The organism is Mesorhizobium oxytropidicola (assembly GCF_056174625.1).
On the sequence record NZ_CM149692.1, the window covers coordinates 3,972,040 to 3,987,877 of the forward strand.

Sequence of the window (15,838 nt, forward strand, 5' to 3'; positions counted from 1 at the left end):
CCCACATTGCGCTGGTAAGGGCCAACCCTGCGCGACGTCCATGGCGTCCGAATGAGTGCGAGTTCGGGAACAATAATGGCAGACAGAACCCAGCTGAGAGTAGCCGACAACAACGACATCGCTGACGATGATCCGTTCGCGGAACTGACCAGGATCATGGGATTCGACCCACGCCAGCCGGTCAAGCAGCAGGCGCGGGTCGAGCCGCAGGTCGCTGCCGCCAGTCAGCCCGTGCAAGAGGACGATTTCGACATCGACCTCGAAAAGGAACTGATGGGCGACTTCGACGCTGGCGACAGCGATGCTGCTCCGGTTGTCGAGACTCATGAGCCGGCATTCGAAACGGCGGCCGTGCATGCGGCTGACGACGATCTTGCGCTGTCGCTCGACGACGATTTCCATCTGGACTTCACGGGTGCCGATGATCAGGCGGTCGTCGCCAGCCATGCCGATCTCGGCGCAGCCGAAGCCGCGCCATCTGTCGAACCTGCCTTCGACGCCGATTTCGACAACGCCGTCGCGAGTTCGCTCGATGACGTTTCGCCCTTCGAGGACGATCTGCCGATCGAGGAAGAACTCGCCGCGTCGCTCGATCAGGATTTTCACATCGAGGACCATGCCGTCGAGATCGAGGACGAGGCCGTAGAGGCCCAGCATGCCATTGCCGAAGTGCCGATGGCTGTCGAGCCGGCCCCTGAGCATGAATTCGATGATGCGGTCGCGCTTTCGCTCGAAGATGAACTGACGCTGGACGGCCATTCGGCTGATCAGCGCCCTGTGGCTGCGGCCACGGCCGACTATCCGGACCTGGTGCCAGCCGCCGCGCACGAGGCTGAGGCGATTTCCGACGAGGATTTCGACGGTCGCTTCGAGGCCGCGATGGCGGATGTCGATGTGGATTTTGACGTTCAGGCGGATGAGCCGGTGGCCTTTGACGTGGCTGATGCGCACGACGTGTCCGCCCATGCCGAGGATGCGAGGGACGAACTCTCGAGCTCCGAAGCCGCTTCGGAAGATGATTTCGATCTGAACCTGGATGACGCGTTCGCCGAGCCTGCCGAAGAGCCGGTCGCCGAGGTTGCGGCTGCCGCGGTCCAGCCGATAGCTCCAGCAACGCCAGCGGCCGTCATGGCCGAGCCGGCGCCGGCCCCAGTGGCGGACGAACGCAGCCTCGAAGACGAGTTGAACGCGCTTCTGGGCGCCATGACGGCGCGCACGCTGCCGTCGGCCAAGGAGCCTGTCGTGGCTCAGCCTGTCGCCGCTCAGCCCGTTGTGGCTCAGCCGGTTGCCGCTCCCGTTCAGCCGTATGCTGCTCCATATGCTGCCGCGCCTGCAAAGGCCGCCGAGGAACCGGCCGATCTTGTCGGCGATCTCGACTGGGATCTCGATGAGCAAGCGCCCGAGGATCTGCATGCCTCCAGTGCCGCTCACGATACCGATCTCGACAATCTGCTGCTCGACGAGCTTCAGGGCCAGGATCCTGGTTCGGATGCCGCTGATCTCGATGTCGATTTCGACAATGATGCGTTCGACGCAGCCTTGGCCAGGAGCCTAGATCCGCGCGACGAGCCTGCCTCCCGGCAGGATCCGGCCGATTCCCTCGATTGGCTGGCCGAGCGCTCCGCTCCGACGGAGCCGACCCGTTCGTGGAGCCGCGTGACGCCGGTTCCCCAGCAGCCGGCATTTGCCGCGCAGCCGGCCGCTTCGGTGGCCCCGGCAGTGGCTCTTGTGCCGACCTACCGTGCGCCCGAGCCGGTTGCGGCTGCTCCTTATGCAGCCCCCGTATCGGCGCCACAGCCGCGACAGTCCTCGCGCTACGAAGAGATGCCCGATGTCGAAACGGTCGATGTGCCGGAGCGCGTCGTGGCGCTGGCGGACGATCTCGACATTCCGGAACTGCATTTCGAGGAAGACGAGCCGGCCACCGCTGGTTATGACGATCTCGACGCCGAGTTCGCCAGCCTTCTGACGGAAATGAATTCGGTGGAGGTTGCGCCGGCTCCCGCTGCACCCGCAAGCAGCGCTGCCTATGCCGACGATTCCTACAATGCCGGATTCACTTCGGGCTATCAGGCGCCGGCATATGAAGCGCCCAAACCAGCCTTCCAGCCGGAAGCACGGACCTATGCGGCGCGGCCGGCGGAAATGCCCACGCGCACAGCGGCGAATACAGGCTATGCCGATGCCGCCGACGGCTTCGATCTCGACAGTTTGCCCGGCAGCCAGCCGGTCTCGCAGCCGGACGACTTCACCGTCGATGAACTCGACTATGATCCTGAGTTGGACGAGGCGATGTCCGTTCCGGGTCTCGGCGAGCGTCAAGCGGCCAAGCCGTCGGGCCGTCGCGGCCTGTTCATAGCCGCCATCGTCGGTGCCGTGGCGGTCGCGGGCGGCCTTGGTGCCTTTGCCCTGTCTTTCGGCGGCAAGGGCGGCAGCGAAGCGCCTGTCATCGTCAAGGCCGACAATTCGCCGATCAAGGTCAAGCCGGAAAATCCGGGCGGCACCGTGGTGCCGAACCAGGACAACAAGGTCTACGACGCCGTGGTCAAGGGCGCGAAGCCCGCCGAGCCGGTACAGCAGAAACTTGTCACCAACACTGAAGTCCCGGTGGATGTGCAGGCGAAGGATCCGGCCCGTGCTGTCGATCTTTCTGCTGATCAAGGTACTGCCGTTGGTGGAGCCGACGACGGCAATGCCGCGCCGACTGCCAGCGCGGCACCGGCCGCCAATGCAGCGCCGGCCGACAATGCGGGGGCGTCCGCGCCCAAGTCCGAGGATCGCATCGCGCAGGTGCTGCAGGATGCCGACAAGGGCACCAACACCGATGTCGTCGCCGTCGCGCCGCGCAAGGTGAGGACCATGGTGGTGAAATCGGACGGCTCGCTGGTGCCACGCGAGGATCCGGCACCGGCTGCGCCGCAGGTGGCAGCCGCCGAGCCGACCGATCCGGCGCCGCAGCATGTCGCGCCGTCCGCCGATGCCGACCAGACCGGCACGGTGGCGCCCGCCGCCCAGTCGGACGACGAGCCGGCCCTCAAGCCGGCAGCCAAACCGGCGGCCAAGGCTGAGGCCAAGGCGCAGTCAGCGAACACGCCGGCCAAGGTAGCGATCGCGCCGCAGCGTCCGTCCGACCAGCCGGTCGACGTCGTCGGCGAGGTTAAGCCCGATCAGGTTGCGTCCATCGATCCGGCAACGACGGCGACCGGTGGTGGTTCGTGGTCGATGCAGGTTGCTTCGCAGCCGACCGTGGAAAGTGCGCAGTCGACCTACCAGGACCTGCAACGCCGCTACGGCGGCGTGCTTGCCGGGCGCACCGCCAACATCGTCAAGGCCGAGATCGCCGGCAAGGGCACGTTCTACCGCGTCCGCGTCGTAGCCCAGTCGCGCAACGATGCCATCAATCTGTGCACCAGCTACAAGGCTGCTGGCGGCAATTGCTTCGTGTCGCGTTAGACGACGTTCAACCGTTCAAAGCCGGCGCGGCCCCAGGTCGCGCCGGCTTTTTATGTGCCCGGCGTTTTTCATGTGGAAGCATTTCTGCCGTTGGACCGCATGTACTCCCCGACGATTCCCTTTAACCGCGCGAAGCCCTAGACTCCTGATATGACCGAATCAAAATCCATGATCCTCGGCTGTGCCGGGAAATCGCTCACCCGCGAAGAAATCAATTTCTATCGCAATGAATGCCCATGGGCCTTCATCCTGTTTGCCCGCAATATTGGCGAGACCGAGCAGATCCGCGATCTCGTCGCCGAGATGCGCGACTGTATCGGACGGCCGGACGCGCTGGTGTTCATCGACCAGGAAGGCGGCAGGGTGCAACGCCTGCGGCCGCCGCTGGCGCCGAACTATCCGGCCGGCGGAGCGCTTGGCGCGCTGTGGCGCGACGATCACGACGCCGGCGCCCGTGCTGCCTGGCTGATGGCGCGCCTGCATGCCTTCGACCTCTTGCGCTACGGCATCACGGCGGATTGCCTGCCGGTGCTCGACGTGCCGATCGAAGGCGCCAGCGACGTCATCGGCGCGCGCGCCTATGGCAAGGAGCCGCGCCCGGTCATAGAACTCGGCCGTGCTGCCGCCGAAGGCCTGATGTCCGGCGGCGTGCTGCCGGTGATGAAACACATTCCCGGCCATGGCCGGGCCTTTGCCGACACACATTTCGAGCTGCCAATAGTCAACGCCTCGCTGAGCGATCTGCAGCGACATGATTTTGCCCCGTTCCGGGAGCTCAACGACCTGCCGATGGCGATGACAGCGCATGTCGTGTACAGCGCCATCGACCCCAACAACCCGGCGACCACCTCCGGCAAGGTCATCGACGAGATCATCCGCCACGAGATCGGCTTCGATGGGTTGCTGATGAGTGACGACACCTCGATGAAGGCACTTTCTGGGGATTTCCCGACAAAGGCGGCCTCGATCCTTGCGGCGGGCTGCGATCTGGTCCTTCACTGCAATGGCGTTTTCGAGGAGATGGCGGGCATCGCATCGCGCACCAAGGGGCTTGAGGGCAAGTCGCTGGAGCGTGCAAAGCGGGCACTGACCTATATAAAGAAACACGACGCGGTCGAGGAAACCGAGATACGCGCGGAATTCGCCACCTATTTCGATGCGGTGGCCTAGCAAAAGGAAGTGACAGGGACAGTGGCGGAAACATTGGAAGGCAAGGCCGCGAAGGCCGCACCGATGGACCGCCTGTGGGCCGAGAACGACGATCCACGCGTCACCGGCGATCCGTCGCTGGTCGTCGACGTGGCCGGCTTCGAAGGCCCGCTCGATCTCCTCTTGCATCTTGCCCGCACCCAGAAGGTCGACCTGGCGCGGATTTCGATCCTGGCGCTGGTCGAGCAATATCTGACCTTTGTCGAGACGGCGAGGGCGCTGCGGCTCGAGCTTGCGGCCGACTATCTGGTGATGGCGGCGTGGCTGGCGTTCCTCAAGTCGAAGCTGTTGATCCCCAAGCAGCCGGGCGAAGAGGGCGAGAGCGGCGAGGAACTGGCAGCGGTGCTGCAATTCCGGCTGAAGCGGCTGGAAGCCATGCGCGACGCGGCGGCGCGTCTGGTCAACCGCAACCGGCTCGGCCGCGACGTGTTCGCGCGCGGCATGCCGGAAATGGTCATCATCGAGAAGCGCAACGCCTATTCGGCGTCGCTCTATGATCTGCTGACCGCCTATGCCCAGCAACGGCAGAAGCAGGCGATCAACAATGTGACGATCGCCAGGCGCGGTGTCTGGTCGCTCAAGGACGCGCGCGACATCCTGACCCGCCTGGTCGGGGCTGTGAGCGACTGGACGACGCTGGAAAGTTTCCTGATCGTGTACATGACCAGTCCCGAGGAGAGGCGCACGGCGATCGCCAGTTCCTTCGCGGCAACATTGGAACTGGTGCGCGACGGCACGATGGATGTGCGCCAGGATCAGACGTTCGCGCCGATCTATCTGCGCGGCCGTGCACCGGCAATCAAGGCAGTCGAGGTGGCATCATGAGCGAACGCGCCAACGCTTCGGTTATCCCCTTCAAGGTGGATGATGGGCCGGAAGAGGGCGATCTTGACCAGGCGTCCGTCCAGAGTTCGGCACAGAACCCGGCCGAGCGCCTGCATATGGCGGAGGCCATGCGCATGGCCGAGGCGATTGTCTTCGCCAGCGCCGAGCCCGTCAGCGAAAAGCAGCTTGCGGTACGCCTTCCCGACGGCATCAATGTCGCCGTGGCAATGGCGGAGTTGCAGCAGGTCTACGCCCGGCGCGGCGTCAATCTGGTGCGGGTCGGCGACGCCTGGGCTTTCCGCACGGCAGGCGACCTCGCCTTCCTGATGAGCCGTGATACGGTGCAGCAGCGCAAGCTGTCGCGCGCGGCGCTCGAAGTGCTGGCGATCATCGCCTATCACCAGCCGGTGACGCGCGCCGAGATCGAGGACATCCGCGGTGTCGAGACGTCGAAGGGCACGCTGGACACGCTGCTCGAGACCGAATGGGTGCGCATGCGCGGCCGCCGCAAAACGCCCGGCCGTCCCGTCACCTACGGCACGACCGAAACCTTCCTCGACCATTTCGCGCTCGAGGAAATCCGCGATCTTCCCGGCATGGAGGAGCTGAAGGGCGCCGGCCTACTCTCAGGCCGCATGCCGTCGAATTTCTCCATTCCGCAGCCGCCGGCCGACCCCGACGCGCTGACCGATGACGAGGATCCGCTGACCGATATCGATCTCGAGGAACTCGGCCTTTTGACGCCGCGCGTCACGGAAGATTCGACCGCGGGCGTCTATCAAAAGCGGCTTTACGCCTTTACATGCGCCGTTTGGTAGCGGGCCGCCTTGCCGAAAATGCGTGACATCCGCCAGCCTTTCATAAACTCTGTCGCGGTTGTGTTTGAATCCCAACGCGAAAACGCATAGATCATCGCCAGGGAAAACATTCGAGAGAGATTTGCTATGGGTTCATTTTCGATTTGGCACTGGATGATCGTGCTGGTCATCGTGCTTCTGGTGTTCGGCCGCGGCAAGATTCCGGAACTGATGGGTGACATGGCCAAGGGCATCAAGAGCTTCAAGAAGGGCATGGCGGACGACGACGTCGCCGAGGACAAGCGCACCGTCGAACACCGTGCCGATGAGACCGTTTCGGCCGTGAAGGAAAAGGCCAGCAAGAGCTGAGCCAAGAGTTCTAGTCGGAACAGAATGCCATGTTTGAAGTCGGCTGGACCGAAATGCTGGTGATCGCGATCGTCATGATCGTGGTCGTCGGGCCGAAGGATTTGCCCAATATGCTGCGCACCTTCGGGCGCACGACGGCGAAGCTGCGTGCCATGGCCGCCGACTTCCAGAAACAGTTCAACGAAGCGCTGAAGGAAGCCGAGCTCGACGACGTCAAGAAGTCGGTCGACGAGCTCAGGGGCCTGAGTCCCGTTGCCGAGATCAAGAAGCAGCTTAATCCGTTCGAGCAAGCGGCAGCCGATGTGCGCGCAGGTGTGGACGCGGCGATGAAGCCGAAGCCGGCGGCTGATCCGGCAGCACCCGCCGCTTCGACGCCGCAGGCAGCCGAGCCGCTGAAGAATGGCGCGACGGAAATGCCTGGCGTCAGCGGGCCAGAGGCCGCGCCGCCAACGCCGATTTTCCCGGCGATGACCGATGAATCGGTGGTAGCGGCATCCACGGAATCTGCCGTGGCGCCGAAGGCATCCGCGGCCAAGAATGCCGTCAAGGCAGCGCCGGCAGCAAAAGCGCCGTCCAAGGCTGCGACTTCCGCCAAGACCGCGACGGCAAAAGCCGCGCCGGGGGTCACGGCTAAACCTGCACCTGCGCCCAAGGCGTCGACAAAGGCCGCGACAGCGGCAAAGCCTGCAACCGCCGCTTCGACGAAGCCCGCCGTCGCCAAGACTGCTGCTGCCAAGACGACGACTGCCGCAAAGACCGGGGCGAAGGCCGAACCGAAGCCTGCCGCGGCGAAAAAGCCGGTGGCCAAAAAGACGGCGGGAGCCGCCAAGTGAGCGTTTCGGACAAGGAAAAGGACGAGATCGAAAAGTCGTCGGCGCCATTGATGGAGCATCTGATCGAGTTGCGCAGGCGGCTGATCTGGTCGCTCGGTGGCTTCTTCGTTGCCTTCCTGGTTTGCTTCTTCTTCGCCAAGAGGCTGTTCAATCTGTTGGTCGTCCCCTTCAAATGGGCGACGAAATGGGCGGGTCTCGATCCGCACAAGGTCGAGCTGATCTACACCGCGCCGCAGGAATTCTTCTTCACGCAGGTCAAGCTCGCCATGTTCGGCGGCATGGTCATCGCCTTTCCGCTGATCGCCACGCAAATCTACAAGTTCATTGCGCCCGGCCTCTACAAGAACGAGCGTAACGCCTTCCTGCCGTTCCTGATCGCTTCGCCGATCCTGTTCCTGATGGGCGCCTCGCTGGTCTATTTCTTCTTCACGCCGATGGTGATGTGGTTCTTCCTCGCCATGCAGCAGGTCGGCACCGACGACCAGGTGCAGATTTCGCTGCTGCCGAAAGTGTCGGAATATCTCAGCCTGATCATGACGCTGATCTTCTCCTTCGGCCTGGTGTTCCAGCTGCCGGTGGTGACCAGCCTGATGACGCGCGTCGGCATGCTGTCGTCCAAGGCGCTGGCGGAAAAGCGCAAATGGGCGATCGTCATCGCCTTCATCGTTGCTGCCGTGCTGACACCGCCGGATCCGATGAGCCAGATCGGCCTGGCCATTCCGACCATCCTTCTCTACGAGGTCTCGATCTGGGCCGCGCGATGGATCGAGCGGGACCAGGAAAAGCAGCGGCTGGCACGCGAGAAGCAGGACGCCGGGGAGACCGTGGCGGATAAAACACCGGACGAGCCTCCAGCGCCGGCTGCTTCGTAAACCGTCAGCGACGGCGGAAAACGACAACCGCCGCCCAGCCTCATCTTGCATCGGTCAAGGATGCGGTTTACGCCCTCGGAGCTTAGCTCAGGAGCGTTCAAATCATGCTTGACATCAAATGGATTCGCGACAACCCGAAGGCCCTTGTCGAGGCGCTGATCAAGCGCTCGTGGTCGGCGGCAGAGGCGCAATCTACGGTCGATGATTTGATCGCCAGGGACGAGGCGCGGCGCGAACACGTCACCGAGCTGCAGACCAAGCAGGAGCGCCGCAACGCCGCCTCGAAAGAGATCGGCAACGCCATGCGTTCAGGCGATGCCACCCTTGCCGAGAAACTCAAGGCTGAAGTCGGCGAGATCAAAACCTTCATCCAGAATGGCGAGGCGCGCGAGCGCGAACTCGACAAGGCGCTGAACGACGCGCTGGCGGTGCTGCCCAATGTGCCGCTCGAAGACGTGCCTGTCGGCAAGGACGAGCATGACAATGTGGTCAAGCACATTGTCGGCAAGCTGCCGACGCGGCCGAACTGGGTGAAGGAGCATTTCGAGATCGGCGAAGCGCTCGGCATGATGGACTTCGAGCGGGCGGCAAAGCTGTCGGGCTCACGCTTCACCGTGCTGAAGAGCGGCCTGGCGCGGATGGAACGCGCCATCGGCCAGTTCATGCTCGACCTGCACACGACCGAGCATGGCTATGAGGAAGTGATCCCGCCGCTGATGGTGCGCGACGAGGTGCTTTTCGGCACCAACCAGTTGCCAAAATTCGAGGAAGACCTGTTCTTCACGCCGCACGGGGAGGGCAGGCTTGGCCTGATCCCGACCGCCGAAGTGCCGCTCACCAACCTCGTGCGCGAGGAAATCACCGCGCACGAGAAACTGCCGCTGCGCTATACCGCGCTGACACCGTGTTTCCGTTCGGAAGCGGGCTCGAGCGGGCGCGACACGCGCGGCATGCTGCGCCAGCACCAGTTCTACAAGGTCGAACTGGTGTCGATCACCGATCAGGAATCCTCGCTGGCCGAACACGAGCGGATGACGCAATGTGCCGAGGAAGTGCTGAAGCGGCTCGAATTGCCGTTCCGCACCATGGTGCTGTGCACCGGCGACATGGGTTTTGGCGCCCGCAAGACCTACGACATCGAGGTCTGGCTGCCCGGCCAGAATGCCTATCGCGAAATCTCGTCCTGTTCGGTCTGCGGCGATTTCCAGGCGCGCCGCATGGATGCCCGCTACAAGGACAAGGATGGCAAGGGCAACCGCTTCGTCCACACGCTCAACGGTTCGGGCACCGCTGTCGGCCGCGCTCTTATTGCTGTCATCGAAAACTACCAGAATGAGGATGGCAGCGTAACCATTCCTGAAGTGCTGCGGCCTTACATGGGCGGTCTGGCAAAGATCGAAGCGAAATAATGCGCATTCTTCTGACCAATGACGACGGCATTCATGCCGAGGGGCTGGCGTCGCTCGAACGCGTCGCCCGCACCCTGTCCGACGATGTCTGGGTGGTGGCGCCGGAGCAGGACCAGTCCGGCTATGCGCATTCGCTGTCGATCTCGGAGCCGCTGCGGCTGCGCAAGATCGGCGAGAAGCATTTTGCCGTGCGCGGCACGCCGACCGATTGCGTCATCATGGGCGTAAAGAAAATCCTGCCCGGTGCGCCCGACCTGATCCTGTCCGGCATCAATTCGGGCGCGAATATCGCCGACGACGTGACTTATTCCGGCACCGTCGCGGGCGCCATGGAAGGCGCGCTGCTCGGCATCCGCTCGATCGCTCTCAGCCAGGGCTACTCTTACGTCGGAGAGGACCGCGTCGTACCCTACGAGACCACCGAGGCGCTGGCGCCGGCGCTGCTGAAGAAGCTCGTCGCGACGCCGTTGCCGGACGGCGTGCTGCTCAACGTCAATTTTCCCAACTGCCTTCCCGATGAGGTCGTCGGCACGGTCGTCACCACCCAAGGAAAGCTCGTGCACAGCCTATGGGTGGACGAGCGCCGTGACGGGCGCGGCCTGCCTTACTATTGGCTGCGCTTCGGCCGCGAGCCGGTCGAAGGCAAGCAAGGCACCGACCTCCATGCGCTGCGCAATCGTCTGGTGTCGGTGACGCCGTTGCAGCTCGACCTCACCGCGCATGAGATCCGTGATCAGCTGAGCAAGGCGCTTGCATGAACCTGCCAATCGATGACCGCGAAGGATTTGCTGCTTTCCTGTTGCGCCTGCGCGGCAGGGGCACCGTGCCGAAGGCGCTGATAGCGGCTTTCGAGGCGACTCCACGGCGCGGCTTCCTGGCGCCTCACTTCCACCAGATCGCCTGGTCGGACCGTATGCTGCCGATCGAGTGCGGCGAGGCGATCGAAGGCGCCGACATGCAGGCGGCGGTGATCGCGGCCCTCGCCATCGAAGCGGGAAACCGCGTGCTCGAGATCGGCACCGGTTCCGGCTATACGGCGGCGGTGATGTCGCGGCTGGCGGCGCGCATCGTCACCGTCGATCGCTACAAGACGCTGGTCGAACAGGCCAGGCAGCGTTTCGAGGCACTTGGTATCGGCAATGTCATCGTGCGCCAGGCGGATGGCTCCGGTGGGCTGCCTGCCGAAGGGCCGTTCGACCGCATCGTCGCCTGGGCGGCTTTCGACAGCTTGCCGCGCTTCCTGCTCGACCAACTGTCGAGCGGCGGCATCGTCATCGCACCGATCGGGCCGGAGGAGGGCGAGCAGGTGCTGGCCAAGCTGACCAAGGTCGGCAGCCGTTTCGAGCGCGAGGACATCGGCATGGTGCGGCTGCAGCCGATCCTGCGCAGCGTCGCCGCAGTGATCTAGTTTCCGGCAGAGCACTGGTCCGCGGTCGAACACCTGTTCGGCCTCATGATCCATGCCTCCAGCTATCCCCAAAATGTTTTAAGAAAATTTTCGTCGGATTCTAATGGGTTAACCGCCCAGTAACATTAACGCGCTTTAATCCTGTCTCAGTTGGTGCAGCGTTTGTGCGGGTTAGTGCGATGCAACTCAGTGTTTTGAAGACAAACAGTCGCAATCTGGCGCGAGGCTGCGCTGTTCTCATGATTGCGGGTGCCGCCGCCGGGTGCAGTTCCCAGGCTTCGCGGTTCAACAGCGTCGACGATGTCTTCACTTCCTCGACCAACAATCAGCGCGCCATCATCAACAAGCAGGATGCCGCGCAGCCCTATCCGGGCGATGTATCGGCTGCTCCGCTTGACGGCAGCCACACGCAGTCGGTCAGCCGCTCCAGCCTCGAACCGGTTTCGAGCCGGCCGTTGCCGCCGCCCGCTTCAGCTCAGGCCGCGCCGGCACTCGCGCCTGCTGCCAATCCGGTGCGTGTCGCATCGGCGCCAGCCATGGTGCGCCCGGCGCCGCATGTCGACAGGGTGACAACCGGCACCGTCGAGCCGGCGGCCAAGCCGTTCAAGAATGCCCAGCCCGACGCGCCGAAGATGGCAGAAGCGGGCAGGCCGCACGCGACCGAGATCGTCGTTCGCGACGGCGAAACGATCAACGGCTTGGCGCAGCATTACAAAGTGCCGGCCGACGTCATCATGAAGGTCAACGGGCTTAGCGCGACCAAGGGACTGAAGACCGGGCAGAAGATCGTCATTCCGGCCTATGCCTATTCGAGCAAGGCCGAGCCGAAGGTCGCTGACGCGAAGCCGGCGAAGGACGGCAAGCACGATTTGCCGGCCACCGCGCCGGACAAGGTCGCCGTCCTGCCGCAGCAGCCGAAGCTCAAAGAGGGCAAGGCTGCCGCGCAGGTCGATGCTTCGGCGGCTGCAAGCCAGCCCAAGGAGCCCAAGCCCGCGCAGGTCGCCAAGGCAACCGGTGCCGCCGGCACCTATACGGTCCAGTCGGGTGACACGATGTCCTCGATCGCCAGGAAGACCGGCGTCGGCGTCGTTGCGCTGAAGCAAGCCAATGGCATGAAGGATGGCCTGCTCAAGATCGGCCAGACCCTGAAAGTGCCGGCAGGCGGAACCGCGACGGTCGCCAGCGCCAAGCCGGCTAAGGTCGATCCGGTGACCACGGCAACCACCCAGCCCCCGGCAAAGACCACGCCGTCGGAGACGCTGGCATCCTACACTCCGCCGAAGAAAGACGCGAAGGTCATCCAGCAGGCTGAGGACGACGAAGCGGTGGCGCCCGATGCCACGGGTATCGGCAAGATGCGCTGGCCGGTGCGCGGCCGGGTGATCTCCGGTTTCGGATCCGGCAAGGACGGCGTCGACATCGCCGTGCCGACGGGCACGCCGATCAAGGCGGCCGAGAACGGCGTCGTGATCTATGCCGGCGACGGGCTCAAGGAATTCGGCAACACGGTGCTGGTGCGCCACGAGAACGGTCTGGTCACCGTCTACGGCCATGCCAGCTCGATCGAGGTGCAGCGCGGCCAGAAGGTCAAGCGCGGTCAGGAAATCGCGTTGTCGGGCATGAGCGGCACGACGGACTCGCCGAAGCTGCACTTCGAAGTGCGCAAGAACTCGGCGCCGGTCGATCCTTCGACCTATCTCGAATAGAATAAAAAACGCAATTTGCGGGCCGTCTGACCTCCAGTCCGGCCCGCCGGCTCAGCCCGTTCCGCAAGGAGCGGGCTTTTTCAGTTTTGTGCAAAAGCCCGCCAGCAAGACTCACAGATGATCGCGCAGCGTGTCGGCGATCATCTCCTCAAGGCTGCTGGCCTTGACGCCCAGAAGCGCCTCGGTGTCGGAGGCATCAACCAGCAAGGGGCTCTCGAAAAGATAGCTCATCTCAATGACCTCATGCATGCCCAAGGCTTCCATCTCGGCGACGGAATAGGAGCGTATCGCTGAAACCTCTCGTCCGAGCAGCGCCGCGGTTTTCTGGATGAGCTCGCGCGGCGAGGCGTATTGCGAGGGAACGTGAAACGCCCGATCCCATTCACCCGTGTAGCGGGCGGCCGCGACCAGTGTGTTCGCGACGTCCTTGGTGAAGGTCCAGGCATGGTTTGCGTCGAGATCTCCAATGAAGGCGGTGGGCTTGCCCTCAATGATAGAGGGCAGCGCGACCAGGGAGAAGTAGCTGATCGCGCCCTGTCCGAGATAGTCGCTGGAGCGTATTTCGATCGCCGGCACATCGGCACGGACCGCTCGCTGCCACATGATCGTCCTGGTTGTTCCTTTCCTCGACGTCGGATCCAGGGACAGGTTGGAGCGGAGCGGGCTGTCGGCGTTTTCCCCATAACCATAGAGGTTTCCGAGCACGATAAGCTTCGCGCCGACCGCTTCGGCCGCGCGCACGGTGCCGTCGATGATGGGGAAAAAGTCGGTCGGCCAGCGATGATATGTGGCCATGGCACACATGAAGATGGCATCGGCGCCTCGGCAGATACGCGACAGTTCCGAGGCATCCGTGGCATCGGCCTGTATGGTCCGCACGTTCGGCAACGCGTTCGAACCGACGCTTCGGCTGGTGAGAACGACATCATGTCCTTCCTCACCAAGAAGGCGCGCGGTCTCGCGTCCAACCGGGCCCGCGCCGACAACAACATAGAAACTCATGGCAACCTCTCTTCCAAGCTTGACGGAGAGGCGTGCGTACAGGTTCGCGGCATTGAAAATCGCGCGGGAATTGCCAAATCTTGAACAGGTTTCGCCATGAATCGAGAGAGCATGCGTCCGCAATCCGCTCCGGCCCGATCCCCGTCCGACGTAACAATGGTTTCCCGGCATATTGAGGCGGGCGTCCATCGCCTGCCGCGGGCGCCACACCACCGTGTCATGGTGCATGCAAGCGCGGCGACGCGCTCCTACTGCAATCAGGTCGGGCGCTATTTCGTCAGGCGCGCCGGCGATATCGACCTGGTGCCGGCTGGCGAGGAGGGCGGTTTCGAGGCTGAAACCGCGTTCGACACGATTGAGATTGTCTTGCAGCCAGCGCTGATGGAAAGGGTAGCGGTGGAACTTGGCGGCAGGGCGCTGGCAACGCGACTCGACACGCGCCATCTGCTTCGTGACCAGCGCATCGAGCATCTTGCTCGCGCACTGCAGAGCGATCTCGATGCGCCGAGCGGCTCTCTGTTTGCCGACAGCATTGGCGCCGCGCTCGCGGTCAGGCTGCTCGGCCTCGATGATATAGACATCGACCGAACGAACCGCTTGTCGGACACCCAGCTCAAGCGCGTCCTAGAGTACATTGAGGCCGCTCTGCATGAGCCGCTCTCGATCGATCGACTAGCCCGGGTTGCCGGCGCCAGCAGCTCGCATTTGCGGACATGGTTCAAGGTGGCGACGGGCGTCACCTTGCATCGCTATGTGTTGCGACGTCGCGTCGAACGCGCGCGCCTCCTGCTGCAGCAAGGCGATCTCAGCACAAGCGAGGTCGCGGAATTGACGGGCTTCGCGCACCAGTCACATCTGGCGCATTGGATGCGCCGCGAGATTGGCCAAACGCCGCGCGACGTGCGACGGGCGCGGCCGCCCAGGTGACACGCCTCAATCCTTGAGCGGCTTGCCAAGCCGGCCGGCCAGGTCCTGCGTGAACTGCCAGGCGACGCGGCCCGAGCGGCTGCCGCGCGTCGTCGCCCATTCCAGCGCTTCCGCGCGCAACTGCTCGGGGTCGATGTCAAGGCCATGATGGCTCACATAGCCATTGATCATCTCGAGATATTCGTCCTGCGAACATTTGTGGAAGCCGAGCCAAAGCCCGAAACGATCGGACAGCGAGACCTTTTCTTCGACCGCTTCGGACGGGTTGATGGCGGTCGAGCGCTCATTGTCGATCATGTCGCGCGGCAACAGATGGCGGCGGTTCGAGGTGGCGTAGAAGATGACGTTGGCCGGGCGGCCTTCGACGCCGCCTTCGAGTGCCGCCTTCAGCGACTTGTAGGAGGTGTCGTCATGATCGAAGGACAGGTCGTCGCAAAACAGGATGACGCGGAAGGGCGCCGCCTTCAGCAGACCCATCAGTTTGGGCAGCGTGTCGATGTCTTCGCGGTGAATCTCGATCAGCTTGAGCGGCAGGTCGGATTTGGCCCTGGCGTTGATCTCGGCATGCACGGCTTTGACCAGCGACGATTTGCCCATGCCGCGCGCGCCCCACAACAGCACGTTGTTGGCGGCAAAGCCGGCGGCGAAGCGTTCGGTGTTGTCGACGAGGATGTCGCGGACACGGTCGACGCCGCGGATCAGGCCGATGTCGACGCGGTTGACCTTGCGCACCGGCTCCAGATAGCCGGGATCCGCCTGCCAGACGAAGCAGTCGGCCTCGCCGAGGTCCGTTTCAGGCACCGGCGGTGGGGCGAGGCGGCCGACAGCCTCGATCAGGCGGTCGAGTTTCTTGTTGAGGGCGTCGATGCTGCTGTCGGTCATTTCAGGTCTTTTTGGTTCGTTTCCTGGGGCGGGCAGGTGGGGGCGTTCGAATCCGTCGCGTTCGAAACCGGTTCCAACCTTTTGTTCGAGCGTGATCTTTTCCGAAAACCGGCTCGCGCTTTTCGCGGTCATGCTCTAACACGGCC

Annotated in this window: 14 protein-coding genes; 12 read left to right on the forward strand and 2 right to left on the reverse strand. The window is 63.6% G+C overall.

What is annotated here, in order from left to right; all coding sequences use genetic code 11:
- Window positions 1-75 precede the first annotated feature (75 nt).
- The 11 genes from AC0V8S_RS19835 to AC0V8S_RS19885 all read left to right on the forward strand — a co-directional run bounded on the left by AC0V8S_RS19835 (window position 76) and on the right by AC0V8S_RS19885 (window position 12,881).
- Window positions 76-3,453, forward strand: coding sequence for an SPOR domain-containing protein (locus AC0V8S_RS19835; protein ID WP_475432900.1), 3,378 nt, complete (start codon window positions 76-78; stop codon window positions 3,451-3,453).
- A 150-nt stretch (window positions 3,454-3,603) separates the two neighbouring features.
- A complete protein-coding gene (gene nagZ / locus AC0V8S_RS19840; RefSeq protein WP_475432901.1) occupies window positions 3,604-4,623 on the forward strand; it encodes a beta-N-acetylhexosaminidase in 1,020 nt (339 codons plus the stop codon).
- 63 nt (window positions 4,624-4,686) lie between these two features.
- Window positions 4,687-5,487: a segregation and condensation protein A gene (locus tag AC0V8S_RS19845; RefSeq protein ID WP_475438660.1), complete on the forward strand. Its 801-nt coding sequence runs from the start codon at window positions 4,687-4,689 to the stop codon at window positions 5,485-5,487.
- On the forward strand, window positions 5,484-6,305 hold the full coding sequence (gene scpB, locus AC0V8S_RS19850; RefSeq protein WP_475432902.1) for an SMC-Scp complex subunit ScpB: 822 nt from the start codon (window positions 5,484-5,486) through the stop codon (window positions 6,303-6,305). Before AC0V8S_RS19845 ends, scpB begins: the two co-directional genes overlap by 4 nt.
- 126 nt (window positions 6,306-6,431) lie before the next feature.
- Window positions 6,432-6,653 (forward strand): twin-arginine translocase TatA/TatE family subunit, encoded by a 222-nt coding sequence (locus AC0V8S_RS19855; protein WP_013895102.1) that lies wholly within the window; start codon window positions 6,432-6,434, stop codon window positions 6,651-6,653.
- A 29-nt stretch (window positions 6,654-6,682) separates the two neighbouring features.
- Window positions 6,683-7,486: a Sec-independent protein translocase protein TatB gene (tatB, locus tag AC0V8S_RS19860; protein ID WP_475432903.1), complete on the forward strand. Its 804-nt coding sequence runs from the start codon at window positions 6,683-6,685 to the stop codon at window positions 7,484-7,486.
- Window positions 7,483-8,358 carry a twin-arginine translocase subunit TatC gene (gene tatC / locus AC0V8S_RS19865; protein WP_172228252.1) on the forward strand — a complete coding sequence of 292 codons (876 nt, stop codon included), beginning with the start codon at window positions 7,483-7,485 and terminating at the stop codon, window positions 8,356-8,358. Before tatB ends, tatC begins: the two co-directional genes overlap by 4 nt.
- Before the next feature lie 104 nt (window positions 8,359-8,462).
- Window positions 8,463-9,767: a serine--tRNA ligase gene (gene serS / locus AC0V8S_RS19870; RefSeq protein WP_475432904.1), complete on the forward strand. Its 1,305-nt coding sequence runs from the start codon at window positions 8,463-8,465 to the stop codon at window positions 9,765-9,767.
- Entirely contained in the window at window positions 9,767-10,525 is a 759-nt protein-coding gene (gene surE, locus AC0V8S_RS19875) for a 5'/3'-nucleotidase SurE (protein WP_475432905.1), read from the forward strand. Before serS ends, surE begins: the two co-directional genes overlap by 1 nt.
- Window positions 10,522-11,175: a protein-L-isoaspartate(D-aspartate) O-methyltransferase gene (locus AC0V8S_RS19880; protein WP_475432906.1), complete on the forward strand. Its 654-nt coding sequence runs from the start codon at window positions 10,522-10,524 to the stop codon at window positions 11,173-11,175. The genes surE and AC0V8S_RS19880 overlap by 4 nt, the downstream gene beginning before the upstream one ends.
- A 179-nt stretch (window positions 11,176-11,354) precedes the next feature.
- Complete coding sequence (locus tag AC0V8S_RS19885; RefSeq protein ID WP_183460237.1) at window positions 11,355-12,881, forward strand: peptidoglycan DD-metalloendopeptidase family protein; 1,527 nt, start codon at window positions 11,355-11,357, stop codon at window positions 12,879-12,881.
- Between the two features lie 111 nt (window positions 12,882-12,992).
- On the opposite strand, the gene AC0V8S_RS19890 is transcribed toward AC0V8S_RS19885, so the two are convergent.
- Window positions 12,993-13,883, reverse strand: coding sequence for an NAD-dependent epimerase/dehydratase family protein (locus tag AC0V8S_RS19890; protein WP_475438661.1), 891 nt, complete (start codon window positions 13,881-13,883; stop codon window positions 12,993-12,995).
- 111 nt (window positions 13,884-13,994) lie between these two features.
- On the opposite strand from AC0V8S_RS19890, the gene AC0V8S_RS19895 reads away from it, so the two are divergent.
- A complete protein-coding gene (locus tag AC0V8S_RS19895) occupies window positions 13,995-14,810 on the forward strand; it encodes a helix-turn-helix domain-containing protein (RefSeq protein ID WP_475432907.1) in 816 nt (271 codons plus the stop codon).
- A 6-nt stretch (window positions 14,811-14,816) separates the two neighbouring features.
- On the opposite strand, the gene AC0V8S_RS19900 is transcribed toward AC0V8S_RS19895, so the two are convergent.
- Entirely contained in the window at window positions 14,817-15,692 is an 876-nt protein-coding gene (locus tag AC0V8S_RS19900; RefSeq protein WP_183460233.1) for an ATP-binding protein, read from the reverse strand.
- Window positions 15,693-15,838: the final 146 nt, after the last annotated feature.

What these genes read in the sequence shown, in the direction of transcription:
- AC0V8S_RS19855 (WP_013895102.1), top strand. Translation starts at nt 6,432, where the DNA reads ATGGGTTCATTTTCGATTTGGCACTGGATGATCGTGCTGGTCATCGTG.
- nagZ (WP_475432901.1), top strand. Translation starts at nt 3,604, where the DNA reads ATGACCGAATCAAAATCCATGATCCTCGGCTGTGCCGGGAAATCGCTC.
- AC0V8S_RS19835 (WP_475432900.1), top strand. Translation starts at nt 76, where the DNA reads ATGGCAGACAGAACCCAGCTGAGAGTAGCCGACAACAACGACATCGCT.
- AC0V8S_RS19890 (WP_475438661.1), bottom strand. Translation starts at nt 13,883, where the DNA reads ATGAGTTTCTATGTTGTTGTCGGCGCGGGCCCGGTTGGACGCGAGACC.
- AC0V8S_RS19845 (WP_475438660.1), top strand. Translation starts at nt 4,687, where the DNA reads ATGGACCGCCTGTGGGCCGAGAACGACGATCCACGCGTCACCGGCGAT.
- tatB (WP_475432903.1), top strand. Translation starts at nt 6,683, where the DNA reads ATGTTTGAAGTCGGCTGGACCGAAATGCTGGTGATCGCGATCGTCATG.
- AC0V8S_RS19895 (WP_475432907.1), top strand. Translation starts at nt 13,995, where the DNA reads ATGCGTCCGCAATCCGCTCCGGCCCGATCCCCGTCCGACGTAACAATG.
- surE (WP_475432905.1), top strand. Translation starts at nt 9,767, where the DNA reads ATGCGCATTCTTCTGACCAATGACGACGGCATTCATGCCGAGGGGCTG.
- AC0V8S_RS19880 (WP_475432906.1), top strand. Translation starts at nt 10,522, where the DNA reads ATGAACCTGCCAATCGATGACCGCGAAGGATTTGCTGCTTTCCTGTTG.
- AC0V8S_RS19900 (WP_183460233.1), bottom strand. Translation starts at nt 15,692, where the DNA reads ATGACCGACAGCAGCATCGACGCCCTCAACAAGAAACTCGACCGCCTG.
- serS (WP_475432904.1), top strand. Translation starts at nt 8,463, where the DNA reads ATGCTTGACATCAAATGGATTCGCGACAACCCGAAGGCCCTTGTCGAG.
- scpB (WP_475432902.1), top strand. Translation starts at nt 5,484, where the DNA reads ATGAGCGAACGCGCCAACGCTTCGGTTATCCCCTTCAAGGTGGATGAT.
- AC0V8S_RS19885 (WP_183460237.1), top strand. Translation starts at nt 11,355, where the DNA reads ATGCAACTCAGTGTTTTGAAGACAAACAGTCGCAATCTGGCGCGAGGC.